The organism is Modestobacter versicolor (assembly GCF_041028285.1).
Classification (GTDB): Bacteria; Actinomycetota; Actinomycetes; order Mycobacteriales; family Geodermatophilaceae; genus Modestobacter; species Modestobacter versicolor_A.
The window spans coordinates 280546-305373 of the sequence record NZ_JABGDB010000002.1; the positions used below are offsets into that span (position 1 = coordinate 280546).

Consider the following 24828-nt stretch of genomic DNA (forward strand, 5'->3'; position numbering starts at 1 on the left):
ACGCGGGGCGCCGGTCAGAACGTCGTCGCCAGCTGGCGCGCCGCCGCGTGGGCCAGGGTCCGCGCGGCGTCGGGGTCCGCGGTGGCGAGGGTGGGCCGGAAGTGGACCTCCCCGACGTCGGCGACCCCGGCCCACTGCAGCCAGTCCCGCAGGTAGGGGGCCTGGAAGTCCGCCCCGAAGGACGTCGGGCGGCCCGGACCGTAGACCCCGCTGGTGAGCACCAGCGCCGCCTTCTTGCCGGTCAGCAGGCCGGTGTACCCGGTGACCGGGTCGAAGCCGAACGCCAGCCCGGGCTGGCTGACGACGTCGATGAACTGCTTGAGGACGTACGGGATCCCGGCGTTCCACATGGGGACGCTGAACAGGTGGCGGTCGTAGGAGTCGAAGCGCTCGAAGGTGGCGACCGCTCGCGCCCAGGCCTCGCCCTCCGCACCGCTGGGGGCGGCCCCGCTGAAGACGGCCGTCTTCGCCGCGGCGGCGGCCGGCCCGAAGTCGGGCAGGGTGCCGTCCCACAGGTCGTAGGTGTCGACGGTGTGCCAGGGGTGCAGCTCGCGGTAGGTCTGGAGGAACGACCCGGCGAGGGCGAGGGACTCGGAGCGGGCGCCACGGGGGGACGCGGAGACGTGCAGCAGGCGGGACATCGGGACTCCGGGGTGCTCGGCGCGCGGCCCGGTGCCGCGCGGCACCCGACGGTGTCCGCGCGCGCTGTCGCGGCGCTGTCGCCGGTCTGCCGTGGTCCGCGGCGGTAGCGTCCCGTCGTCCCGTCGTCCCGTCGAACGCGAGGCCCGGTGGTGGAGGTCCTGGTGCTCGGGCCCCTCGAGGTCCGGCGCGACGGCCGGAGCGTGCCCGTCCGACGGGGCAGGCCGCGCCGGCTGCTGCTGTCCCTGCTCCTGCAGCGCGGGCTCGCCGTCCCGCCGGAGACGCTGGTCGACCAGCTCTGGGGCGACGAGCCGCCGGTCAACGCCGGCAACGCGCTGCAGATCCTGGTGTCCTACCTGCGCAAGGCCCTCGGCGGGCACCCGGGGATCGAGACGACGGCCGCCGGTTACCGCCTGGTCGTGCCGGCCGACCAGGTGGACATGCACCGGTTCGAGGAGCTCGTCCGGTCCGCCGGCCAGGTCGACGTCCCGCCGGCCCGCCGGTCGGCCCTGCTCACCGAGGCGCTGGCGCTGTGGCGTGGACCGGCGCTCAGCGAGGCGGCGGACGACGCCTTCGCCCAGGGCGAGATCAGCCGGCTGGCCGAGCTCCGGCTGCTCGCCGAGGAGCTCCGCGCCGAGGCACAGCTCGCCCTGGGCCGGCATGCCGAGGCGCTCCCGGACCTGGGCCGGCTGGTCCGCGAGCACCCGTTCCGGGAACGCCTCGTGGCCCAGCTGGCGCTGGCGCTGTACCGGTCCGGCCGGCAGGCGGACGCACTGGCGGCCCTGGAGACGGCCCGGACGACGCTGGCCGACGAGCTGGGCCTCGACCTCGCCCCGGACCTGCAGGAGCTGACGCAGCGCATCCTCCGCCAGGACCCCGTGCTCGACGCGCCGGCGGCCGGGCACGACGCGCCGACTCCTGCGCCGGTCGCCCTCCCGGGCGGCGACCGCACGGCAGCCGGCCCGAGCGAGCGGCCGCGCGGGGCGGCGACGGGGCTGCCGCCCGCGGGCGCCGGGGTGCCGGCCTCGCTGACGGCGCTGGTCGGCCGGGACAACCAGCTGGCCGCGGTCGCCGGCCTGCTGGCGCGCAGCCGGGTGGTGACCCTGACCGGCCCCGGGGGCGCCGGGAAGACCCGGCTCGGCGAGGAGTCGGCGCGCCGGTGGGGAGGCCCGGTGTCCTGGGCAGACCTGTCGGCGGTGACCGACCGCCCGGGTGTCGCCACGGTGGTCGCGGCGGCGACCGGCGCGACCCTGACCCCGGGCCGCGACCCGGTCGACGCCCTGCGCCGGTCGATCGGCGACCGGGGGCTGCTGCTGGTCCTCGACACCTGCGAGCACGTGGTCGCGCACGTCGACGAGCTGGTGACGGCGCTGGTCAGCGGGTGCCCGGGCCTGCGGGTGCTGGCCACGAGCCGGCGGCCGCTCGGGGTCGTCGGTGGGCTGACGTGGCCGGTGCCGCCGCTGACCCTGCCCGACGCGGCCGACGCGGACGTGGCCACCGTCGGGCGGTCGTCGGCCGTCCAGCTCTTCTGCGAACGCGCCGCCGCGGTCCGGCCCGGGTTCACCCTGGACGCCGGCAACGCCCCGGCGGTGGGCGAGGTGTGCCGGCTGCTCGACGGCCTGCCGCTGGCGATCGAGCTCGCTGCCGCCCACGCGGCGGCGCTGAGCCCGGCCAAGACGGCCGAGCTGCTGCGGGACCGGCTCCGGCTGGTCGACGCCGCCGACGACCGGCGTGGCCGGCACGCGGGGCTGCGGGCCACCGTCGACTGGAGCTACGGCCTGCTGTCCGACGACGAGGCGCGCTTCCTGGACCGGCTCTCGACCTTCGCGGGGCCGTTCGTCGTCGAGGCCGCCGTCGAGGTGGCCGGGGCCGGACTCACCGAGGACGGTCTGGCCCTGCTGATGAGCCTGGTCCGCCAGTCGCTGGTGTCCGTCGTCGAGGACGACCACTTCCGGCTGCTGGACACCATCCGGACCTACGCGTCGGCACGGCTGGGCTCGCGGCCCGCGGACGAGCGCGCCACCCGCGACCGGCACGCCCGGTGGTTCCGGCACTTCGCCGAGGACGCCGATCGCAGCATCCGCGGTGCCGACCAGGCCGGCTGGCTGGCCGAGCTGCGCACCGTCCCGGCCGACCTCCGCGCGGCGCTGCGCCACTGCTTCCACGGCGTCCCGGCCCAGCCGGCGCTCGGCGCGGCGCTGGTCTGCTCGCTGTCCTGGTTCTGGTCCTTCGAAGGCGCCTTCACCGAGGCACGCGGCTGGGTGGCCGAGGCCACCGCCGCCGGGCCGTACGAGCCCCGGACGTCGGCGTGGCTGCACCTCGCCGCCGGCATGCACGCCGAGTCGGTGGGCGACCTGGACGCGGCGGAGCGCGAGTGCACCGAGGCTGCGGCGGGCTTCGCCGGCATCGCCGACGCGCGCGGGGAGGCGCGGAGCCTGCTGCACCTGGGCACCGTCCGGTGGGCCCGGGGCCTGCTGGCCGAGGCCGCCGCGGCCCAGGACCGCTCGGTCGCCCTGTTCCGGGCCCAGCGGCACGACAGCGGCGCCGGGCTGGGGCTGGTGCTGCGTGCCCGGACCGCGCTGGACGCCGGGGACCCGGCCGGCGCGCGGGAGTTCCTGCTCGAGGCCCGGCCGGTGGTCCGACGGTCGGGCGACCAGCACCTGGAGGCGCTGCGGCTGGAGCAGCTCGCCCGGGTGGGCCTCGCCGAGGGCGACCTCGACGATGCCGGGGCGCTGGCCGGGGAGGGCCTGGTCCTGTTCGAGCAGGTGGGCTACGCCGAGGGCATCGGAGCAGCCCTGCAGACCCTCGGCCGGGTCCGTCTCGCGCTGGGCGACCCGCGAGGTGCCCGGGTCTTCTGTCTCCGTGCCACGGGGAACGCCGTGCGCCTCGGGCACCTGGCCGGCGTGGTCGAGGGGCTGGAGCTGCTCGCCGAGGCGTGCGCCGCCGAGGACGGGGCAGTCGTCGCCACGCGACTGCTGGGACGCGCCGACCAGCTCCGCAGCGAGGGCGGGCTCCCCCGCAGCCCCGCCCAGGAACGCCACCTCGACCCGTGGCGCGGGCGCCTGCGGGGGACGCTGGGCAGCCGGTTCGCGGCGGTCGAGGCGGAGGGCCGCCGGTCCTCCGTCGACGAGCTCCTCGCCGGGCTGGGCGTCGTCCGCACCGCGGACCTGCCCACGGACGGGACCTGAGGCGGCCACGACCGAGCGGGGCGGCCCCACGACCCAGGGGTCGGCGGGGGTTCGCCCGACGGGCGCCACGGACCCTTCCGAGGCCGAACACTCTGCGCCATGATCACCGCACCGTCTCCGGAAGGCCGGGACGGGCTGCCTCCAGGAGGTCTCCGGCATGAGCAAGGCGACCATCCTGTCGGTGGACGACGACCCCATGGTCCTGCGCGCACTCACCCGCGACCTCCGGGCCCGGTACGGGTCGGACTACCGGATCGTCGGTGCACCGTCCGGCGCCGAGGCCCTCGCCGCACTGGAGGAACTGGCACTGCGGCTGCGCCCGGTCGCGCTCATCGCGACGGACCAGCGGATGCCGGGCATGACCGGGACCGAGATGCTCCAGCAGGCCCGGCGCCACGCCCCGGACGCCAAGCTCCTGCTGTTGACCGCCTACGCCGACACCGACGTCGCCATCACGGCGATCAACGACATCGGGCTGGACCACTACCTGGTCAAGCCGTGGGACCCGCCCGCAGAGCGGCTCCACCCCGTCATCGACGACCTGCTCGCCGACTGGCAGCGGGCGCACCCGCTGGAGACCGGCGACGTCCGGGTGGTCGGGCACCGCTGGTCGGACCGGAGTCACGAGATCAAGACCTTCCTCACCCGCAACTACGTCCCCCACCAGTGGGTCGACGTGGACCGGGAGGCCGAGGGCCGGCGACTGCAGACGCTGGCCCGGGCCGGGGCAGAGGACCTGCCGTTGGTCTTCGTGCCGGACAAGGAGGTGCTGCGGGCGCCGTCGACGCTCGACGTGGCCGGCGCGCTCGGCCTGCGCACCCGAGCGCTGCAGCCGCTCTACGACCTCTGCATCGTCGGTGCCGGCCCAGCCGGGCTCGCCGCCGCCGTCTACGGCGCCTCCGAGGGCCTGCGCACGGTGGTCGTGGAGCGCGAGGCACCGGGGGGTCAGGCGGGGCAGAGCGCCTCGATCGAGAACTACCTCGGCTTCCCCAAGGGGTTGTCCGGTGCAGATCTCACCCATCGGGCCGTGACCCAGGCAGGCCGCTTCGGTGCCGAGATGCTCCTGGCCCGCGACGTGACGTCGTTGCAGAGCCGGGGGCCGGTGCGTGCGGTCTGTTTCGGAGCCGGCGAGCTGGAGGCGCGCGCCGTCCTCGTGGCCACCGGGGTCTCCTACCGGCGCCTGGAGGCACCGGGTCTGGCCGCGCTCACCGGTCGCGGCGTCTACTACGGCGCCAACGCCAGCGATGCCGCCCAGTGCCGGGACGACGACGTGGTGGTCGTCGGGGCCGCCAACTCGGCCGGTCAGGCCGCCCTGAACCTCGCCCGGTACGCCAAGCGCGTCGTGCTGGTCGTGCGCGGGCGATCGCTGGAGGACAGCATGTCGCTCTACCTCGTGTCACGGGTCCACGCCGCCGCCAACATCGAGGTCCGGCTCGGCACCGAGGTGGCCGGAGCTCGAGGGAACGGCCACCTGGAGGCCCTCACGCTCGCCGACCGGGACTCCGGCACGCAGGAGGACATCGCGGTCAACTGGTTGTTCGTCTTCATCGGCGCCGCACCGCGGACCGACTGGCTGGGTGACGACGTCGTCCGGGACGCCAAGGGGTTCGTCGTCACCGGACCGGACCTGCTGGCCTGGTCCCCCACCGCGTGGAGCGAGACACGGCCGCCGTTCACGCTGGAGACCAGCGTCCCGGGCGTCTTCGCCGCGGGGGACGTCCGGCTGGAGTCGATGAAGCGGGTGGCCTCGGCCGTGGGAGAGGGAGCCATGTCGGTGTACCTGGTCCACCGCTACCTGGCGACGACGTGATGGAACTCCACGACCTCCGCCGGATGGGCCTGTTCGCCGGCACCGCCGACGACCAGTTGCTGGCGCTGCTCGAGGCAGGCACCACGGTCACGTTCGAGCGCGGTGACGTGCTGTTCCAGGAGGACCACCCTGCGACGTCCTGGTGGGTCCTCCTGGACGGCAGCATCGACCTCCTGCGCCACGTGGGGGGCGGTGAGACCCAGCTCGGGGTCCTGGACGTGCCCGGCCGGTGGGCCGGCGGGTTCCGCGCCTGGGACGAGCACGGCGCCTACCTCGCGACCGGACGGGCGGCGACGGCCGGATGCGTCCTCCGCGTGCCCGCCGAGGACCTGCGGGAGCTCTGGGCGACCCGGTTCCCCCTCGGCGTCCAGCTCATCGAGGGCGTCTCCCGGTCCGCTCGCAACTACGAGTCGATGGCACGACAGCGGGAGGCGCTCGCCGCCCTCGGCACCCTGGCGGCCGGGCTGGCCCACGAGCTGAACAACCCCGCCGCCGCCGCCACGCGGGCGGTCGACTCCCTGGGTGACTCCTACGAGGGGATGCTCTCCGCCCTGCAGCGACTCGCCGCGCTGCCGATCAGCGCCGCGCAGTTCGCCCGGATCGACTCGTTGCGGCGAGAACTCGGACCGCAGGCACCCGTCACCGGTCCGATGGGCTCGGCGGACCGGGAGGACGAGCTCTCCGACTGGCTGACCGACCGAGGCGTGCCACGGGAATGGGTGCTCGCCCCGGTCCTGGCCGGTGCGGGAGCCGACGTCGGCTGGTGCGAACGGGTCGCGGAGGCGATGGACGAGCCCGCCCTCGAGCCGGCGCTGGAGTGGGTGGCGCACACCGTCGCCGCGAACGGCCTGCTCGGCGAGGTCAAGGAGTCCACCCGACGCATCTCCGACCTGGTCTCGGCCGTCAAGTCCTACTCACAGCTGGACCGGGCCTCCATGCAGGTCACCGACCTCGTCGAGGGGCTGGAGAGCACCCTCGTCATGCTCGCGCACCGCACTCCGGCAGAGGTGACCGTGGTCCGCGACTACGGGGCCGACGTGCCCCGCATCCAGGCGCGCGCCGCGGAGCTCAACCAGGTGTGGACCAACCTCGTCACCAACGCGCTGGAGGCGATGGCCGGCCCGGGGACGCTGCGGGTGTCCACGCGCGTCGGCAGGGGCGCGGTCTTCGTGGAGGTCGCCGACACCGGCCCGGGCATGTCCGCCGAGACCAGGCAGCACGCCTTCGATCCCTTCTACACGACGAAGGGCGTGGGTGAGGGCACCGGTCTGGGTCTGGACATCTCGCGCCGCATCGTCGAGCAGCACAACGGGGACATCAGCGTCGACAGCCGACCAGGCCTGACCGTGTTCCGGGTACGGCTGCCGATCGCGAGCGGCGACGCCGTCCTCGGGCGGGCGGGCGGCGCTGCCGGCTGAGCCGGGCGTGCGTCCGGGCGGGCACGCCGTGCCGTCGACCCCTCCGGCCGAGCAGCTCGTCGGTCACCACCTGCGACGCCTCGTCACCGGGGCGCGTTCTCCAGCAGGCGGGTCAGCCGCGCCGCGTCCGCGGCGAGGCCGCGGCGCAGCACGGCCGCCAGGACCGGGCGGGCGGCCCGCTGGAGGCCCGCCAGCGTGACGACCAGCTCGAGGTCCACCCGGCTGCGGCCACCGGTCAGCGGCGTGACCGTGCGTCCCCCGTGCGCCGGCGCGCCGCTGGTGGTGCACCAGGTGAACCACCGCCCTGGTTCGACCGCGGTGACCACCCCGGTGTTCTCGAAGGTCCGACCGGCCATCCGCAGCCGCTCGGCGGTGGTCGTGCCGGCGACGACCGGCCCCACCGTGCTCGGGGCCATGGTCGCGACCCCTCGGCGCCACTCCGGGTCCCGGCCGTAGTCGGCGACCAGCCGCCACACGTCGTCGCTGGGCCGGTCGACCTCCACGGTCGCCTGCACCTCGATCGTGCTCACGGGTCCTCCCCCGGGGCCTGGGCGGTCACCGCGACCGGCGCGTCGAGCGCGGCGCGCATCGCCGCGGTGTCCAGGTAGGCCTCGAAGCGGTGCACGCGCCCGCCGCGGAGGGTGAAGACGTGCACCTCGGGGACGTCGAACGGTGAGCCGGTCGCACGGACCACCCCGCGCGTCCGCCCCACCTGGACGACGTGCCCGGCCCCGTCCGCGATCAGCCGCTCGGTCACCGGGTGCGAGTCGAGGTGGCCGGTCAACGTGGCGAGGAAGTGCCCCAGGCCGCTGTGGCCGGTGTGGGTGCCGCCCCAGGGCAGTTCCGGGGACTGGCTGACCGTCCCGTCGTCGGCGAACAGCGCCATGATCCGCGGGACGTCGGCACGTGCGAACGCGTCGTACACCTCCTGCACGAGCGCCAGGTCCTGCTCTGCGGGTCCCATCTGCGTCCTCCTCCGGTCCGTCGGTGGACCGAGGGTCGCGCCGACGAGCGGCCGCGCGCGTGGACGTTCCTGCGCTGCCGGAGGACGTTCCTGCTCAGCGGCCCCGCGCGGCCGAGCGCACCACCGCCGGTGTGGCGCCGAACGCCCGCCGCACGTGGCGGGTCAGGTGGCTCTGGTCGGCGAAGCCGCACCGGGCAGCGACGGCCGCGACCGGCAGGTCGGTCCCGACCAGCAACTCGTGCGCGCGCGCCAGCCGACGCCCCAGCACGTACTGGTGCGGGCTGGAGCCGGTGGCGGCACGGAACAGCCGGCTGAAGTGGTACTCGCTCACGCGGACCAACGCGGCCAGGTCGCCGACGGTCAGCCTGCCGGCCAGGTGGTCCTCCACGTGCCGGACCACCCGAGCCAGCTGGCCGCGGGACAGCTCGGCCGGCTCCCTGGTGGCGTCCGACCGGCGTCCCGTGTGGTCCCGGACGAGAGCGGCCACCAGCGCCGTCCCCTGGGACTCCAACGCCAGCCGACCGTGGCCGCTGGTGTCGGCCAGGCCGGTCAGGAGCAGGGCCGCGAGCGCAGCGACCGCTGGGGAACGGGTGCCGACCACCGGGACCAGCTCAGCCGTGCCGTGACCCCCGCCGGCCGCGAACGCCTCGTCGACCACCTCGGGGGCCACGGCGACCACCAGCGAGGAGACGTGCTGGGGCGTGGCGTCGCGGCTGCGGACGGCGAAGTCCAGCCCGGCCGGGACGACGGCGGTGTCCCCGGGCAGGCCGGCCGTGGCGTGCTCGTCCGAGCCCAGGGTCTCCACCAGGCGGTAGGGCCGGCCCACGTTGACGAACACGCGGTGGGCGGGGGTCTCGGGAACGCGACGCTCCCAGATGGGCCCCGAGGACGACAGCACCACGAGTCCCGGTCGGAGCTCGAGGGGTTCCCTGGGCCGGATCATGGTCCCTCCTCCCACCATCGGTGCCCGGCATGATGCGCCGTCCCGGCCTGGCTGTCACCGACGGCGGCCCCGCCGTCCGCCGGGCCGGTGGGCAGGGAACGAGCGGGTGGACCGGTGCGCCGGACCGCTGCGCCACCGGTCCGGCGCTCAGGCGGTCGCGTCGGTGAGGGTCGTGCGGGAGCGGTACTCCAGGTCGCCGTGGCTGTCCGGGTGCCGGGCCATCCAGCCGGCGACGAACGGGCACAGCGGCAGCACCTTCAGCTGCTGCCGTCGCACGTCGTCCAGGGCCTGCCGGACGAGCTGGGAGGCGATCCCGCGCCCCTCGTGGCCGCTCAGCACCTCGGTGTGGGTGAAGACCACCAGTTCCGGGGTCTTGATGTACTCCGCGATCGCCGCCAGTTCCCCGTCGACGTGCCCTTCGTACCGGCGCTGCTCCGCGGCATCGGTCACGGTCACCTGCACGGCTGCTCCTCGTCCTGCGCTCGTCGACACCGGAGGAGTAGACCCTGACGAGGGGGCTCGTGACCATCCCCGTCCCGCTGCTCCTCCTGGGCGCGGGCCGGGCACCGGCAGAGGAGCCGGTGCGTTCCCCGAGGGCCCGCACCGTTCCTCGAGGAGGAGCCGCATGCCCACCCCGCTGATGACGAGCGCTCCCGTCGCCGCCCTCGACGTGGACGACGACGCCGAGCCGTCCTGGCTGCTGTCGCTGGACCCCGCGGTGGTCGCCGTCCTCAGCGGCGTGCTGGTCGTGCTGCTGCTGGTCACCGCCCTCGTCGGGTGGCTGGTGCTCCGACGGGTCCGGCGCAGCCCGCTGGTGACCAGGAGCCGGGAGCTCGCCGCGCGCGGCCGGGAGCTGGGGGCCCACGGGGCGACCGCCGTCGCCGCGCGCCGCCTGCCGCCGGGCCACCGCCGCTCGGCGGCGGAGCTCCGGCTGGAGGTCCGCCGGTCCCGCGACCGGCTGCGCCAGCAGGTGGCGGGCGCGCAGGCGGCCGGAGCGCACCTCGGCGACGTGCCGGGTCTGCTGCCGTCGTTGGAGGCGGAGGGCAGCCGGCTCGAGCAGCGACTTCGGCAGCGGGCGCTCGCCGCCGACGCCGGCGACCTGCCCGACCCGGAGCCGGAGGTGCGGACGTACGTCGCCACGCTCGCCGACGTCTGCGACGCGGTGCACCAGGCCGAGCAGGCGGCGTGGTCCGGCGCCCGCCCGGCCACCGACGTCGCCGACGCGGTCAGCGCGCTGCGCGCCCACACCGCCGCCTACCAGGAGCTCACCGCTCCCCCGGTCCTCCCTGGCGCTCCGGAGCCGCCTGTCCCGGGGGCTGCGCCGCGCTGAGCGGGCCGACGTCGACCGACCGGGTCGCGCTCCGACCGTGCGCACCGCCCGACGTCCCGTCCCGGGCACGCTCCGGTCCGGCACCGCGCCGGCGGACGGCCTGGACGGCCAGGTCGGCGACGAGCACGACGCCCACGACCACGGCCCAGCGGGCCGGCACGGTCAGGTCGAACGCGACGTCGAGGACCAGGTTGACTGCCAGGGCGAGCACCACGGTCACGAGCGTGCGGAGCGCGCCGCCGGACCTCATGCAGCGACCGTACCGGGGCGCCCCGGCCGAGCACGGGAGCCGGACCGCCCCGCGGTGTCCGGAGCGCGCGGAGGATCAGCGGCCGGGCTCGTCGCCGGTGCGGGTCGGCCGGCACACCAGCACCGGGCAGGGCGCGGAGTGCTGCACCCGCGCGGCGGTGGTGCCCAGCAGGATCGTCGCGGTGAGCCCGCGGCCGCCCGACGCCAGCGAGATGAGCCCGGCGCCGACCTCCTGGGCCGCCCGGACGATCTCCGCGGCGGGCGAGCCGCTGCGCACCTGCCGGTGGATCGTCGGGCCCCAGCCGTCGAAGATGCCGGCGACCAGGTCCACGGCCGCCGCGGCCTCGGCCTGGAAGCTGAACTCGGTCGGCTCGACGTTGCGGCGCTCGGTGAGCTCGTTGGCGAAGGGGACCGCGGCGTAGGGGCTGACCACGGCCACCACGGTCACCTCGGTGATCTCCCGGGAGTCGGCGATCCACTGGAACTGCCGGGCCCCGGCCAGCGAGGCCTGGGACCCGTCGGTGGCGACGATGACGTGCATGGCTCAGAGTCCCCTGTCGGTCGGCGCTGCGTCGGCTGCCTGGGCGTCCGGGTCCCCGCCGGTCGGCCGGGCCCGCTTCTTGCTCGACCACTCCGCCAGGTACAGGACCAGGCCGACCGCCAGCAGGCCGGCCACCCACAGCAACGCCTCCGGGTCGTCGACCACGGTGTAGACCAGCACCACCAGGTTGCCGATGATCCCGAGGACCAGCAGCGGGGTGTTCGCCCGGTAGGTGTCCGGGGTCTCGTCGCTGCCGCGCAGCTTCAGGCAGGCAACGATCACCAGCGCGTAGATGAAGAGCAGGAACACCACGGTGATCGTGGCCAGCCGGTCGACGATGTCGAGGTCGGACCCGGTGAGCTGGAAGACCGCACCGATCACCAGCAGCGTCGTCACCACCGCGGCACCGAACAGCAGCGCGACGTACGGGCTCCGGCGGGTCGGGTGGACCGTGGCGAACACGCCGGGGACGACGTCCTCGCGGGCCATCCCGTACAGGATCCGGGACTGGGCGACCACGGTGACCAGTGCGGTGTTGCTGATCGCGACCATGGCGATCAGGCCGAAGACGACCAGCATCACGCTCACCGAGATCGGCAGGAGGTCGGCCTCGATCACCGTCAGCAGCGTGTTGCCCGACAGGGTGTCGATCGGCACCGCCAGCGCCGCCGCGACGGACACCAGCACGTAGACCACGCCGGCGGTGAGCATGCCGCCGATCAGCGCCCGCGGGAAGGCCCGGGACGGGTCGATCGTCTCCTCGGCCACGTTGGCCGCGTTCTCGAACCCGGTCATGGCGAAGAACGCGAGGGAGACGCCGGAGACGACGGCGATGGCCTTGCTGCCCTCGCCGGTGAACTCCAGGAGCACGTCGGGGTCGGAGATGCCCTGGAAGAGCGCGATCACGCCGATGGCCATGATGATCAGCAGGCCGCTGATCTCGATGAACGTCATCACGACGTTCACCACGACCGACTCGCTGATGCCGATCAGGTTGATGAACGTGATCACCGTCAGGAAGGCCAGCGCGATCAACAGCGTCGGGACCACCGCGTCCTCGGACATCCCGACGACCCCGGCGAAGTACCGGACGAAGCCCGACGCCAGCGACCCGACGGCGGCCATGTTGGCCGACAGCATGCAGATCGTGATGAAGAAGGTGAGGACCGGCCTCCGGAACGCCTTGTTGACGTACAGCGAGGCGCCGGCGGCCTGCGGGTACTTGGTGACCAGCTCGGCGTAGGCGAGACCGGTGACGGCGGCCACCGCGACGCCGGCCAGGAACGCCATCCAGAACGCCCCGCCCACGGCCGCGGCCACCAGGCCGATGAGGACGTAGATGCCGGACCCGAGGACGTCACCGACCACGTAGAAGTACAGCTGCGTGCCCGTGATCGAGCGCTTCAGCCCGCTGCGCTCGGTGCTCTCCGCTGCGGCGGGGGTGGTCATGCGGGAGGACGCTACGGGACTGTGATGACGGCCACGTGTCGAGCGCGCACCGGGGACCGGCTCGCCCGCGCCCACCGGGCACCGCTCACCGCGCGACGGCCGGGTCCGGTGCCTACGGTGGTGGGGTGTTCTTCCTCTTCGGCTTCGGCACCAAGGAGCGCCACCTGGGGCCCGGAGAGGTGCGCACCTGCCCGAACTGCGGCAACACGACCACCTGGGCGCGGGTGCAGACGGCCAGGCAGCTCACCGTCTTCTTCGTCCCGGTCGCCCGGTGGGGACGACGCCGGCTCGAGGTCTGCGGCATCTGCGGCACGGCCGTCCAGACCTGACCCGGCCTGGCGACCGCCGGGCCGGCAGATCGAGAGGAACCGCGATGTCCAGCAACCGGCCCGACCCCGGCGAGTTCTTCGAGCGGGCGCAGCAGATGATGCGCGAGCTGTTCGGCGGTGCGGCGGGGGGCACCGAGCCGTGGGACGCGGCGACCCGACCGGCGGGTGAGCGCCCGGCCCGGGAGCCCAGCGCCCAGCAGCAGCGGGAGAACCTCACCTTCGCCCTCGCCACCCGTGCGGTGGAGGCGCTCGAGGACCTGGCGCTCGACGTCGCCGCGATCCGTCAGCGGTTCGAGCGCCTGGACGGGCAGTCGTCGCAGCAGCGGCCCGCGGGCGACGCGGAGCCGGGCGAGACGGACCCGGGCAGCCAGGACACGGGCAGCCAGGACACGGGCAGCCAGGACACCGGCAGCCAGGACACCGGCGGGACGGACCCGTCGGCGCGGTGAGGACCACCGCGCGCCGGTCGGCCGCGCCGCGACCCTAGGATCCCGCCTCGTGGACCAGCAGGCAGTGACCGCCATCGTCCAGCGCTACTGGGACGGGCTGTGGAACCGGCGCGACCTGACGGTGATCGACGAGCTCATCGCCGAGCCCTACGTGCGGCACTCCTCGACCGGCACCCGGTCGCTGACCCGGGCCCAGTTCACCCGGGAGGTCCGGGAGTCCTGGCAGCTGCTGCACGACCCGGCGACCACCGTCGACGACCAGGTGACCACCGACGACCGGGTCTGGACCCGGGCCACGACCACCGGCGTCAACCTCGACACCGGGCAGACCTCGGTCGTCACCTGGCTGGTCGTGCACCGGGTCGCCGGCGGCCAGATCGCCGAGTCGTGGAGCGCCACCCTGCCCGGCGTCGACTGGCGCTGACCCCGCCCGCCGTGCGTCGGGGGCTCAGCCCAGGTCGCGCAGCCGGTGCGCGGTGGCCATCCGCCGCCGGCTGACCACCGCGTACAGCGCGACGAAGGCCAGCACGCCGACGCCCATGCCGATCAGCGTCCAGCGCAGGCCGATGACGTCGGCGAGCAGGCCGAGCGGCAGCGCGGCGATGCCGAAGGCGCCGAAGCTGAGCATGATCAGGCCCTGCACGCGGCCGTGGTACTCCATGTCGGACAGCGCGATGAGCTGCGACTGGTTGGTGGTCTGGAAGGCGAGCATCGACCCGCCGACGGCGAGCAGCACGACGACCGCGGTGTAGGCGTTGGGGGCGATCGCCAAGGCGCAGACGGCCACGCCGAAGACCGCGCCGGCGGCGACGAGCACCCGGGTCTGCCGCACCCACGAGCTGCGCCGCCCCAGCAGCAGGCCCGCGGTGACCCCGCCGACCGCGGACGTCGCCGACAGCACCCCGTAGCCCACCGAGCCGAGGCCGAACAGGTCGCTGGAGATGGTCGGCATGAAGGCCAGGTACGGCATCCCCATCATCGTGACGCCGATGCCGCACCACACCAGGGCGCTCAGCTCGGGGTGCCGCCGGACGTAGCGCACCCCGTCGGCGAGCTCCCCCAGCGGCGACCGGCCGGAGGCCTCCCCGCGCCGCCGCCCCGCGGGGAGGGCGGCGGTGAGCAGCAGGCCGACGGCTGCCAGGACCGCGCTGGCCAGGAAGACCGCCTCGACGCCCCAGGTGACCGCGCCGATGACGACGCCGGCCAGCGCGGGGCCGACCACCCGGTTCACCTCGGCGTTCACGAGCAGCAGGGAGACCGCCTGCGGCACGGAGCCGCGGGGCACCAGCTCGGTGAGGAAGGCCATCCGGGCCGGGTTGAACAGCGCGAAGCCCACCGCCTGCAGCACGCCGGCGCCGAGCAGCATCCAGTAGGCGACGACGTCGAAGACGACCGCCAGCCCGATCCAGGCGCTCGACGTCGCCAGCAGCAGCACCGAGATCTGCAGCACCAGCCGCTTGGGCAACCGGTCGGCGGCGACCCCGCCCCACGGGGTCGCGACCAGCAGGGCCACCCCGAACGCCAGCAGCACCCCGCCCAGGGCGGCGTTCGACCCGGTCAGCTCGAAGGCCAGCCAGCTGCGGGCGATCGCCTGCGCCATGACGCCCAGGAAGACCGCCGCGGCGTTGAGGTAGAGGACCAGGAAGCCGCCGATGCGCAGGATCGCCATCGCGCCCAGGGCCGCCGGGGGCTCCGCCGGTGCCGTCGGCACCGGCGGCGGTGCGGGCCCGCCGCGCTGTGCGTCGACGTCCCGGACGGTCTCCCCGCTCATGGCCCCCCTCGCCCGGCGCCCGTACCGGGGCGCCCGACCCTCCAGCGCCACCTCCGGACGGACGGGGCACCCCGACCCTGCCACACCCGGTGCGCCGAGCCGCGGTGGTTCCCGCCTGCCGGACGGTTCAGCCGTGGACCGACGCGTGCTCCGGCTCCGGTTCGGGTGCGGTCGGCCCCTGGGCGAGCCGGCTCGGCCACCAGACCCGGTCGCCGACCAGGTCGACCGCGGCCGGCACGAGCAGCGACCGGACGACGAACGTGTCCACCAGCACCCCCACCCCGACCAGGAAGCCGAGCTGGATCAGCAGGACCAGCGGCAGCACGGTGAGCGCCCCGAACGTGGCGGCGAGCACCAGGCCGGCGCTGGTGATGACCCCGCCGGTGACGGTCAGCGCCCTGGTCATCCCCGCCCGCGTCCCGTGCCGCATCGACTCCTCACGGGCCCGGGTCATCAGGAAGATGTTGTAGTCGATCCCGAGCGCCACCAGGAACACGAAGCCGATCAGCAGCACCTGCGGGTCGCTGCCCGGGAAGTCGAAGAGGTGCTCGAAGGCCAGCGCGCCGACGCCGACCGTCGCGGCGGTGCTCAGCGCCACGGTGGCGACCAGCAGCAGCGGTGCCACGACCGCCCGCAGCAGCAGCGCCAGCACGACGGTGATCACCAGCAGCACCAGGGGCACGATCACGAGCAGGTCGCGGGCGGCGGTCTCCTGGGTGTCCAGGTCCTGCGCGGTCGAGCCGCCGACGAGCGTCCCGGGGTCGACGTCCTGCAGCGTCGTCCGCAGGTCCGCGACGGTGGCCTGCGCGGCCGCGCTGTCGGGTGCGTCGCCGAGCGTGGCGTCGAGCCGGACCAGCCCGTCGACCTCGACGGGCTCGGCGTCCGCGGCCCCGGGCGGCCCTGCCTCGCCGGTGAAGGGCACGACGTCGACCACCCCGTCGACCTCGGCTGCGGCGGCCGCGACGTCCTCCCAGCCGTCGACCGGGGTGAGGATGCTGGCCGGGGTGGCGGTGCCCGCGTCGTAGTGCCGCGCCAGGGCCTCCTGCCCCGCCGCGGACGGCGACCCGCCGCGCACCGCCTCGGACAGCGGGATGCCGCTGTCGTCGAAGGTGGGCAGGAACGCCGCGAGGGCGAACAGCCCGACCAGCGTCCAGACCAGCACCCGCGCCGGACGGCGGCCGACCGCGCCGGCCACCCGCTCCCAGCCGCGGCCGTGCCGCTGCTCGTCGCCGTACCGCGGCCGGAACGGCCAGAACGCCGCCCGGCCGAACAGCACGAGGACGGCGGGCAGGAAGGTGAGCGCCGCGAGCATCGCGAAGGCGATGCAGACCGCGGAGATCGGGCCGAGGCCGCGGTTCGAGCCGAGGTCGGAGAACAGCAGGCACAGGACGCCCAGGACCACGGTGCCCCCGCTGGCCACGATCGGCTCCCACGACTGCCGGAGGGCCACCCGCATCGCGGCGAACCGGGACTGCTCGAGCCGTAGCTCCTCCCGGTACCGGGCCACCAGCAGCAGCCCGTAGTCGGTCGCCGCGCCGACCACGAGGATCGAGGCGATGCCCTGGCTCTGCCCGTTCACCGCGATCCAGCCCCGGTCGGCGAGGAGGTAGACGACCGCGAGCGAGACCACCAGCGCCATGCCCGCGGTGCCGATCACCAGCAGCGGGAGCAGCGGGCTCCGGTAGACCACCAGCAGGATGAGCAGCACCACGCCGAAGGCCGCGACCAGCAGCAGCCCGTCGATGCCGGAGAAGCCCTCGGCGAAGTCGGAGAAGACCGCGCCGGGCCCGGTGACGTGGGCGGTGGTGCCCTCGACCCCCGGCAGGGCGCGCAGCTCGGCGACGACCTCGCCGAGGGTGTCGCCGAGGTCGGGGTCGAACGGGAGGACCGCCTGCACCGCCTGCCCGTCCCGCGACGGGACCGGCGGGGACGCCTCCCCCACCAGGGCGCCCGCCTCGTCGGCGACCGCGACCGCGTCGTCGACCCGCTCGGCCACCTCGCCGAGCGCGGCCCGGTCGAGGGCGCCGTCCTCGCTCTCCCACAGCACGATCACCGGGAGGGTGCGCTCGGTGCGGAAGCCGGCCTGCAGCTCGGTGACCCGGGTGGACTCCGCGCTGTCGGGCAGGAACGCGGCGGAGTCGTTCTCCGAGACCTCGGCGAGCCGGCCGCTGAAGGAGCCGAGCGGGCCGGCCAGGCCCAGCCAGAGCAGGGCGACCACCGCCGGGAGCAGCCAGCGGAGGACGGTGGTGCGGCGCCGGGGCATCATGTTCCTCAGGGGTGATTCGTCTCGATCGTCGAGAGATCTCACCGTACGACGCTCGACGTCCCCAGGCGAACGGAGGTGGCCCGTGTCCGAGCAGAGGGACCGCGCGCAGGTGGACGTCTCCCTGCTCCTGCGCCGGCTCACCGTCGAGCTGGACGCGGTCGGCCAGCGGTTCGCCCGCGCGCAGGGCCTCAACCGGACCGACGTCCGCGCGCTCGTGGCGATCATGGACGCGGCGCGCAGCGGGGAGCCGCTCACCGCCGGGCGGCTGGGCGAGGCGGTGGAGCTCGCCTCGGCCTCGACCACCGCGCTGCTGGACCGCCTCGAGCGGGTCGGCCACCTGCGCCGGGTCCGCGACGAGGAGGACCGCCGCCGGGTGGTGCTGGAGATGTCGGAGCCGACCATGGCCGCCGGCGCCGAGCACTTCGGCGGCCTGCAGCGGGACCTGGCCGCGGGCATGGCGGGCTACAGCGACGAGGAGCTGGCGCTGGTGGCCCGTTTCCTGCGGGACATGACCGACGTCGCCGGCCGCTACGCGCGCACCACCGACCGCCCCGACGCCCCCGGCTAGCCCCGGTCCCCGAGGTCCGGTGCGAGGTCGGGCACGGTGCCCGGGTCGACCGGGTGGACGACGCCGGCACTGCCGCCGCCGCGCCGCTCGGGTTCGGCGGCGGCGAGGACCAGCCCGCCGGGCAGGAACTCGATGCCGGTGGCCGCGCCGATCTCCTGGACCTCGGTGAACCCGTGCCCGAGGGCCCGCAGCTGCTCCCCGTACTGCGCGAGGAAGGCCGGCTCGGCGTCGGCCGACGCGGTGTTGCGCTGGCTGGCGCGGGGGGCGGCGATCGCGTCGGCCAGGTCCAGGCCCCCTTCGACGCGGTTCACCAGCGTCTGCAGCACGGTGGTGATGATCGTGGCGCCGCCCGGAGAGCCGAGGGCCAGCACCGGTGCGCCGTCGGCCAGCACGATCGTCGGCGCCATGCTGCTGCGCGGCCGCTTGCCGGGCGCCGGCAGGTTGGGCTCGGGCACCGTCGGGTCGGCCGCGGCGAAGGTGAAGTCGGTCAGCTCGTTGTTGAGCAGGAAGCCGCGACCCGGCACGGTGATGCCGCTGCCGCCGGTCTGCTCGATGGTCAGCGTGTAGCTGGCCACGTTGCCCGCCGCGTCGGCGACCGTGAGGTGGGTGGTCGAGGGGCCCTCGGCCCCGGCGGCGCCGGTCGCCGCGCCCGGTGCGGGGCAGGCGCCGTACCCGCCGTCGGGCACGCCGGCCGGCACCGGCTTCGGCGCCGCCCGGGTCGGGTCGATCGCGCAGGCCCGCTCGGCGGCGAACCCCGCGGACAGCAGCTCGGCCAGCGGCACGGAGGTGTGGGCGGGGTCGCCGACGTGGCGGTTGCGGTCGGCGAAGGCCACGGCGGACGCCTCCAGGTAGGCGTGCAGCGCCGGTACCCCGGCCGGCTCCTCCACCGGCAGCTGCCCCAGGACGGAGAGGGCCTCGCCGACGGTCGACCCACCGCTGGACGGCGGTGCCATGCCGTAGACCTCGAGCCCGCGGTGCTCGACGCGGGTCGGCTCGCGGCGGGGGGCGTCGAACAGCGCCAGGTCGACCGCCGCCAGCAGCCCGGGCCGCACCTCGGCGGCCCCGGCGGCCTCGGGCGGGTCCTGCACCGTGGCGACGACGTCCTCGGCGACCGCACCGGTGTAGAACGGCGCCGCGCCCTCGGCGGCGAGCAGCCGGTAGGTGTCCGCGAGGTCGGAGTTCTGCAGCACGTCGCCGACCTCCGGCAACCGGCCGCCGGGGAGGAACAGCTCGGCCGAGGCGGCGAACCGGCGGAACTTGGCCTCGTTGTCCGCGGTCTGCTGCCGGAACGTCCCGTCCACGACGAAGCCCTCGTCGGCCAGCCGGATGCCGCCCTGCAGCACCTCGGCCAGCGGCATGGTGCCGAAGTCCTCCAGGGCCCGCTGCCAGGTGAGCGGGGTGCCCGGTGTCCCGACCGACAGCCCGCTCTGCACCGCCTCCTGCAGCGGCAGCGGCGTGCCGTCGGCGGCCCGGAAGGCGTCCACGCCCATCGCCTGCGGGGCGGTCTCCCGGCCGTCGATCGAGCTGACCTCGCCGGTCGCGGCGTCGTACCAGAGGAAGAAGCCGCCACCGCCCACGCCGGCGGAGTACGGCTCGGTGACCCCCAGAGCCGCGGCGGCGGCCACGGCGGCGTCGGCGGCGTTGCCCCCCGCGGCGAGCACCTCCAGCCCGACCCGGGTCGCGTCCGGGTCGACCGTGGCGACCGCGCCCCCGGTGCCCACGGCCAGCGGCGCCTTCTCCAGCGGCGCGGCGGCCGGCGGCGCACCGGCCGGCGGCGGCTCCCCCGGCGTGGCCGCGGCCGGACCGCCGGCCACCACCAGGGCGGCCGTGAGACCGCCGATCGTCACGAGCGTGGAACGTCGACGGGCCATGACGCCCTCCCTGGCGTGGTGGACCTGCGTGCCCCGATCGCACACCAGGCGAGCGGGACGCGCCACCCCGGGCGGTCAGGGAGCCGGCGCGACCGGCTGGCGGAGCACGGTCCGCAGCCTCGCCGGTGCGGTCCGGCGGGCGTCGGAGAGGTAGACCTCGTGGTGCCGGCCGACCGGGACGAGTCCGTGCGCCGGCAGGAACTCCTCGTGCAGCCGCTGCAGCACCGGCCCCTCGTCGTCGTAGGGCCCGACGTGCAGCACCTGCGCGCTGCGCCCCTCGGTGAACCGCTCGAGGCGGACCAGCCCGAGCGCGGGCAGCTGCCTCGCCCGGTCCCGGGCCAGCGCCTCGTCGACCGTCGCGGCCGTGACCCAGTCGGGCTGGCCGATCATCATGGTCCAGTCCCAGGCGGCCTTCTCGCGGGTGCGGAAGACCGTCCAGTCCGCGGCCGACCACAGCCCCTCCAGCGGCGCGACCGTGTGCACCCTGCCCAGCGCCTCGCGGACCACCGCGCGGACCGCGTAGGAGGTCACGTACAGCGCCTCGACCGCCTCCCGGTAGGCCGCCGAGGTGTTCGGGTCGCCGTGCCCGTCGACCGCCAGGAAGCCCATCTCGGGCACGTCGACGAGGTCGAACCGGCCCGGCCGCGGCGCGTACAGGTCCCGCCGCGCCTTCTTCACGTCGTAGGTCTGCACGTCGCCGTCCCCCGCTCGCCTCAGGCCGGGCGGGTGATGCCGGCCGCCACCCGCTGCAGGGTGGCCAGCAGCCAGTGGTGACCGGGGTCGAGCTGGCGGCTCGGGTGCGACCAGGCGGTCTCGATCACCGGCGGCAGCGCGACGGGCAGCTCGACGCGCCGCAGGCCCTGCGCCGCGAGGTCACCGGCGACCAGCTCGTGGGCCAGGACGAGCAGGTCGGTGCCGGCGACCAGCCGGTGCAGCAGCGTCAGGTTCTGCACCTTGACCGCGCTCCGCCGGTCGATGCCGAGACCGGCGAGCGCGGCGTCCACCGGGGAGTTCATCGGCGGGTCCCGGAAGGCGACCACCCACCGCGCGTCGCTGATCTCCTGGGCGCTGAGGCTGTCCCCCACCGACGTGTTGGCCGCCGACGCGACGCAGGTCCAGTGGTCGCGGTACAGCTCGACCTGGGTCAGGGTCGGGGCGGTGAACAGCCCGCGGGGCGCGATCATGACGTCGATGTCGCGCGCCGACGTCAGCGGGTCGACGGCGAACCGCGGGTCGAGCGGCTGGAAGTCCAGGCTCACGTGCGGCGCCTCGGACATCACCTCGCGCACGATGCCGGGCCCCAGCAGCGTCTGCACCGAGTCCGAGCACTGGATGACCCACTGGCGCTCGGACGTCGCCGGGTCGAAGTCCGGCCGGGCGTTGAGCAGCAGCTCCAGCCGCCGGATGGTGTCGCCGACCTGGCTCCGCAGGGCGTGGGCCAGCGGCGTGAGCTCGTAGGTGGACCCGGTGCGCTCGAGCAGCGGGTCGTCGAAGTGCCGGCGCAGCCGGGCCAGGGCCGCGCTGGTGCCGGGCTGGCTCAGGCCCACCCGTTCCCCGGCCCGGGTCACGTTCCGCTCCTCGAGCAGCGCGTGCAGGACGATCACCAGGTTCACGTCCAGGCTGGGCAGCTCCATGCGCTCTCCTCCTCCCGGTCGTCGGTGACCGGTGTGCGGCGGGAGCGTAGAGCCGCCGGCGGCCCCGCGTGGTGCACGGGCCCGCGTCTCCCCCGTCCGGGCGGGTCGGGGCGGCCGCAGTGACCTGCGTCATCCGCGGCGCGGATGACCGGCCATACCCAAGCGGCGTTTCCGCTGTGTGACCCCTGTCGCAGATGCTGGGCCCGCCTCCCGGACGACCTCGTCCGGGACGGCGTCCACCGACCAGACAGACGTGAGGGGCCCACCCACATGGACGACGGAGCCGGCGTGCCGGAGATCGACCACGCGGGGAGCTGGGCCCTCGCCCGGCTGCAGGACGGCACCGGCCGGGTGTTCCCGGCCCTCGTGAGCCGGGACCGCGTCCTCGACCTGTCCGACCGCGACGAGCTCGGCCGCCCGGACGGCACCGCGCCGCTGCTGGACGGCTGGGACGACGTGCTGCCGGTGCTGCGCGCACTGGCGGCCGGCACGGACGGCTGGGCCCCGCTGGCCGGGCTGACGCTGCTCAGCCCGGTCACGCCGCGGCAGGTGTTCCAGGCCGGCGCGAACTACCGCACCCACGTCCTGGACCTGGTCGTGGCCCACCACGACGGCGCGGACGGCCGCACCCCGGAGCAGGTGCGCGCGGACGCCGCCGCGCACATGGACGAGCGCCTGGCGCTCCCGCCGTTCGTCTTCCAGGGCCTGCCCAGCGCGATCTGCGGCGCGCACGACGACGTCGTCCTGCCGCGCGGCGGCACCCAGCCCGACTGGGAGCTGGAGCTGGCCGCGGTCATCGGCCGGCGGGCGCGGCGGGTGCCGGTCGACGAGGCGCTGGACGTCGTCGCCGGCTGGACGATCGTCAACGACCTCACCCTGCGCGACAAGCTGTTCCGCAAGGACTCCGCCGCCCTGGGCGCCGACTGGCTGGCCGGGAAGAACTCCCCGACGTTCCTGCCGACCGGGCCCGTGCTGGTGCCCCGCGAGGCGCTGCCCGACCCGGGCGACCTGCGGATCACGCTGCGCCTCAACGGCGCCGTGATGCAGGACGAGTCGACGAAGGACATGGTCCACGACGTCGCCCGGATCGTGTCCTGGTGCTCCGAGGTCGCGACGCTCGAGCCCGGCGACCTCGTGCTGACCGGCAGTCCCGCGGGCAACGGCCTGGCCCACGGCCGGCTGCTCCGCGCAGGCGACGTCATGGACTCCACCATCACCGGCCTCGGCGCGCAGGCGAACCGCTGCGTCGACGAGCGCTGACCGGCCACCGACCCGATCGAGAGAAGGCAGTCATGAGCGACCGTCTCATCACCCACCTGCGGCACGTCGACATCGCCGTGCCCGACTACACCCGGCAGCGCGAGTTCTACACCGAGCTGTGGGGCCTCACCCCGGTCGCGGAGGACGGCGGCCTGGTCTACCTCGCCGCGGAGGGCTCGCCGGAGCAGTACGTCGTCCGGCTGCGCAAGGACGCCGACAAGCGGCTGGACCTGATCGCCTACGGCGCGGCCTCCCGCGCGGACGTCGACACGATGGCCGCACGGCTGGGCACGGCCGGCGTGCAGCTGGTCAGCGAGCCCGACGTGCTGCAGACCCTCGGCGGTGGCTACGGCTTCCGGTTCTTCGACTGCGACGGCCGCACCGTCGAGGTCTCCACCGACGTGGAGGACCGGGTGCACCGCCGGATCGAGGAGCGGGAGGCCATCCCGGTGCGGCTGTCGCACGTGGTCGTCAACTCCCCCGACACCGCGCGCACCACGGCCTTCTACGAGTCTCACCTCGGCTTCGCCACCTCCGACAAGCTCACCCACCCCTTCGTCGGCGACCTGATGACCTTCATGCGCTGCAACCCGCAGCACCACAGCTTCGCCGTCGCCAAGGCCCCGCACGCCTCGCTGCACCACGTCTCCTTCGAGATGCGCGGCCTGGACGAGTACATGCGCGGCACCGGCCGGCTGCTGCGCGCCGGCACGAAGATGATCTGGGGCCCGGGCCGGCACCTGGCGGGCGACAACACCTTCAGCTACTTCATCGACCCGCACGGCAACACGATGGAGTACACGACCGAGCTCGAGCAGCTCGACGAGGACACCTGGCACCCGAGCCTCTACGACGTCACCGACCTCGAGGTGCAGGACCAGTGGGGCACGGCGAACCCGTTCGACGAGCTCGTCGGCACGGCGAGCTTCAACGACCCCGACCCCGGCGTGTACGTCGCGCCCCCCGTCTGAGCAGGACCGGAGGAGCTGAGATGACCGCAGTGCGGGAGGTCCTCGTGATCGGCGCCGGCGCCGCCGGCCTGGCCGCTGCGACGCTGCTGGCCGACGCCGGGGTGCAGGTGGACCTGGTGGAGGCCAAGCCGGAGGTGTCCGCGCTCGGCTCGGGCATCACCCTGCAGGCGAACGCCCTGAAGGTGCTGCGCGCGGTGGGGGTGCTCGACCAGTGCCTGGTCGAGGGCGCCGACTCGACGCAGCTGCGGCTGCGGGCCCCCGACCCGCAGGCGACGGTGCTGGTGACGATGGGCGGGGAGAACCGCGGCGCCGGCGACCTGCCCAACGCGATCGGCATGTACCGGCCGGCCCTGGCCGCCCTGCTCACCGCCCGGGCGCTCGAGGTGGGCGTCCGGTTCCGGTTCAGCACCACGGTGCAGCGGCTGGCGCAGGACGACGACGGCGTCGACGTGACGCTCAGCGACGGCAGCACGCACCGGTACGACCTGGTGGTGGGCGCCGACGGCGTCCGCTCGGCCACCCGCGCGCTGCTCGGCATCGAGCTGGAGACCCGCCCGCTCGGGATGGGCATCTGGCGGGTGTTCGCCCCGCGACCGGCCGACGTCCCCACCGGGGAGCTGTACTACGGCGGCCACTGCTACATCGCCGGCTACACGCCCACGTCCGCCGACCGGCTCTACGCCTTCCTCGTGGAGGACGCCCAGGACCGCTCGCAGGTGACGCCGGCGGAGAAGGTCGCGATCGTGCGCGAGCTGGCCTCGCACTACTCCGGCCCGTGGGACGAGATCCGCGAGTCGATCGTGGACCCCGACGCCATCCACTACACGCAGTTCGAGGAGCACCTGCTCCCGGCGCCCTGGAACCGCGGCCGGGTGGTGCTCATCGGTGACGCCACGCACGTCTGCCCGCCGACCTTCGCGCAGGGTGCGGCGATGGCGCTGGAGGACGCGATGGTCCTCGCCGAGCTGCTGCAGGCGGCGCCGGCCGTCGACGACGAGCTGTGGGACCAGTTCCACGCCCGCCGGCTCCCCCGTGTCCAGACCGTCGTCGACGGGTCGGTGACCCTGGCGACGTGGCAGCTGGAGCGCGTGCAGGGCGACGTCCCCGGGCTGATGGGGCGGGTCCAGGCGGTGACCGCGCAGCCGGCCTGACCGGCCTCCGCCCGCCGCCCCCGTCCA

General features: G+C 75.0%; 24 protein-coding genes. 11 read left to right on the plus strand and 13 right to left on the minus strand.

Features of this window, described 5'->3' with window-relative positions:
• Positions 1-14: 14 nt before the first annotated feature.
• Positions 15-641: an FMN-dependent NADH-azoreductase gene (locus tag HL054_RS07655; protein WP_369138291.1), complete on the minus strand. Its 627-nt coding sequence runs from the start codon at positions 639-641 to the stop codon at positions 15-17.
• 201 nt (positions 642-842) lie between these two features.
• Here HL054_RS07655 and HL054_RS07660 point away from each other — a divergent pair, with 201 nt between their 5' ends.
• The 3 genes from HL054_RS07660 to HL054_RS07670 all read left to right on the plus strand — a co-directional run bounded on the left by HL054_RS07660 (position 843) and on the right by HL054_RS07670 (position 7055).
• The gene (locus HL054_RS07660; RefSeq protein WP_369138292.1) at positions 843-3827 is read left to right on the plus strand and encodes a BTAD domain-containing putative transcriptional regulator; all 2985 of its coding nucleotides are present in this window, start codon (positions 843-845) and stop codon (positions 3825-3827) included.
• Positions 3828-3984: 157 nt separating this feature from the next.
• Positions 3985-5637: an FAD-dependent oxidoreductase gene (locus HL054_RS07665; RefSeq protein WP_369138293.1), complete on the plus strand. Its 1653-nt coding sequence runs from the start codon at positions 3985-3987 to the stop codon at positions 5635-5637.
• Positions 5637-7055 (plus strand): ATP-binding protein, encoded by a 1419-nt coding sequence (locus HL054_RS07670; protein ID WP_369138294.1) that lies wholly within the window; start codon positions 5637-5639, stop codon positions 7053-7055. The genes HL054_RS07665 and HL054_RS07670 overlap by 1 nt, the downstream gene beginning before the upstream one ends.
• An 83-nt stretch (positions 7056-7138) precedes the next feature.
• On the opposite strand, the gene HL054_RS07675 is transcribed toward HL054_RS07670, so the two are convergent.
• From HL054_RS07675 to HL054_RS07690, 4 genes are all read right to left on the minus strand, one after another.
• Positions 7139-7585, minus strand: a complete 447-nt coding sequence (locus tag HL054_RS07675; RefSeq protein WP_369138295.1) for an SRPBCC family protein — start codon at positions 7583-7585, stop codon at positions 7139-7141.
• On the minus strand, positions 7582-8019 hold the full coding sequence (locus tag HL054_RS07680; protein ID WP_369138296.1) for a nuclear transport factor 2 family protein: 438 nt from the start codon (positions 8017-8019) through the stop codon (positions 7582-7584). The genes HL054_RS07675 and HL054_RS07680 overlap by 4 nt, the downstream gene beginning before the upstream one ends.
• 94 nt (positions 8020-8113) lie before the next feature.
• Positions 8114-8857 (minus strand): helix-turn-helix domain-containing protein, encoded by a 744-nt coding sequence (locus HL054_RS07685; protein ID WP_369138297.1) that lies wholly within the window; start codon positions 8855-8857, stop codon positions 8114-8116.
• A gap of 252 nt (positions 8858-9109) precedes the next feature.
• A complete protein-coding gene (locus HL054_RS07690) occupies positions 9110-9424 on the minus strand; it encodes a GNAT family N-acetyltransferase (protein WP_369138298.1) in 315 nt (104 codons plus the stop codon).
• A 163-nt stretch (positions 9425-9587) separates the two neighbouring features.
• Between HL054_RS07690 and HL054_RS07695 the strand changes: the two genes are divergently transcribed.
• Positions 9588-10292, plus strand: coding sequence for a hypothetical protein (locus tag HL054_RS07695; RefSeq protein WP_369138299.1), 705 nt, complete (start codon positions 9588-9590; stop codon positions 10290-10292).
• Here the strand turns inward: HL054_RS07695 and HL054_RS07700 are convergent.
• The 3 genes from HL054_RS07700 to HL054_RS07710 all read right to left on the minus strand — a co-directional run bounded on the left by HL054_RS07700 (position 10228) and on the right by HL054_RS07710 (position 12531).
• The gene (locus HL054_RS07700) at positions 10228-10542 is read right to left on the minus strand and encodes a hypothetical protein (protein ID WP_369138300.1); all 315 of its coding nucleotides are present in this window, start codon (positions 10540-10542) and stop codon (positions 10228-10230) included. The two genes, HL054_RS07695 and HL054_RS07700, sit on opposite strands and share 65 nt — an antisense overlap.
• A gap of 75 nt (positions 10543-10617) precedes the next feature.
• Entirely contained in the window at positions 10618-11082 is a 465-nt protein-coding gene (locus HL054_RS07705; RefSeq protein WP_369138301.1) for a universal stress protein, read from the minus strand.
• 3 nt (positions 11083-11085) lie between these two features.
• Entirely contained in the window at positions 11086-12531 is a 1446-nt protein-coding gene (locus HL054_RS07710; RefSeq protein WP_369138302.1) for an APC family permease, read from the minus strand.
• 125 nt (positions 12532-12656) lie between these two features.
• On the opposite strand from HL054_RS07710, the gene HL054_RS07715 reads away from it, so the two are divergent.
• The 3 genes from HL054_RS07715 to HL054_RS07725 are packed head-to-tail and all read left to right on the plus strand — an operon-like array spanning position 12657 to position 13733.
• The gene (locus tag HL054_RS07715; RefSeq protein WP_369138303.1) at positions 12657-12860 is read left to right on the plus strand and encodes a zinc-ribbon domain-containing protein; all 204 of its coding nucleotides are present in this window, start codon (positions 12657-12659) and stop codon (positions 12858-12860) included.
• 44 nt (positions 12861-12904) lie between these two features.
• Entirely contained in the window at positions 12905-13309 is a 405-nt protein-coding gene (locus HL054_RS07720) for a hypothetical protein (RefSeq protein ID WP_369138304.1), read from the plus strand.
• A 49-nt stretch (positions 13310-13358) separates the two neighbouring features.
• Positions 13359-13733 (plus strand): ester cyclase, encoded by a 375-nt coding sequence (locus HL054_RS07725; protein ID WP_369138305.1) that lies wholly within the window; start codon positions 13359-13361, stop codon positions 13731-13733.
• Between the two features lie 24 nt (positions 13734-13757).
• Here HL054_RS07725 and HL054_RS07730 read toward each other — a convergent pair whose 3' ends face one another.
• Together HL054_RS07730 and HL054_RS07735 are read right to left on the minus strand one after the other, a co-directional pair.
• A complete protein-coding gene (locus HL054_RS07730) occupies positions 13758-15080 on the minus strand; it encodes an MFS transporter (RefSeq protein WP_369138306.1) in 1323 nt (440 codons plus the stop codon).
• 127 nt (positions 15081-15207) lie between these two features.
• Positions 15208-17346, minus strand: a complete 2139-nt coding sequence (locus tag HL054_RS07735; protein WP_369138307.1) for an MMPL family transporter — start codon at positions 17344-17346, stop codon at positions 15208-15210.
• 82 nt (positions 17347-17428) lie between these two features.
• On the opposite strand from HL054_RS07735, the gene HL054_RS07740 reads away from it, so the two are divergent.
• Complete coding sequence (locus HL054_RS07740; protein WP_369138308.1) at positions 17429-17914, plus strand: MarR family winged helix-turn-helix transcriptional regulator; 486 nt, start codon at positions 17429-17431, stop codon at positions 17912-17914.
• Here the strand turns inward: HL054_RS07740 and ggt are convergent.
• The 3 genes from ggt to HL054_RS07755 form a co-directional block, all read right to left on the minus strand.
• Positions 17911-19785, minus strand: coding sequence for a gamma-glutamyltransferase (ggt, locus tag HL054_RS07745; protein ID WP_369138309.1), 1875 nt, complete (start codon positions 19783-19785; stop codon positions 17911-17913). The genes HL054_RS07740 and ggt overlap by 4 nt on opposite strands.
• A gap of 75 nt (positions 19786-19860) precedes the next feature.
• Positions 19861-20478 carry a GyrI-like domain-containing protein gene (locus tag HL054_RS07750; protein WP_369138310.1) on the minus strand — a complete coding sequence of 206 codons (618 nt, stop codon included), beginning with the start codon at positions 20476-20478 and terminating at the stop codon, positions 19861-19863.
• Positions 20479-20498: 20 nt separating this feature from the next.
• A complete protein-coding gene (locus HL054_RS07755; protein WP_369138311.1) occupies positions 20499-21419 on the minus strand; it encodes a LysR family transcriptional regulator in 921 nt (306 codons plus the stop codon).
• 288 nt (positions 21420-21707) lie between these two features.
• Between HL054_RS07755 and HL054_RS07760 the strand changes: the two genes are divergently transcribed.
• Genes HL054_RS07760 through HL054_RS07770 form a run of 3 tightly spaced genes read left to right on the plus strand, consistent with a single transcriptional unit; the run spans position 21708 to position 24801 of the window.
• Complete coding sequence (locus tag HL054_RS07760) at positions 21708-22679, plus strand: fumarylacetoacetate hydrolase family protein (protein WP_369138312.1); 972 nt, start codon at positions 21708-21710, stop codon at positions 22677-22679.
• Between the two features lie 32 nt (positions 22680-22711).
• A complete protein-coding gene (locus HL054_RS07765; protein ID WP_369138313.1) occupies positions 22712-23650 on the plus strand; it encodes a VOC family protein in 939 nt (312 codons plus the stop codon).
• Between the two features lie 20 nt (positions 23651-23670).
• On the plus strand, positions 23671-24801 hold the full coding sequence (locus HL054_RS07770; protein ID WP_369138314.1) for an FAD-dependent monooxygenase: 1131 nt from the start codon (positions 23671-23673) through the stop codon (positions 24799-24801).
• Positions 24802-24828: the final 27 nt, after the last annotated feature.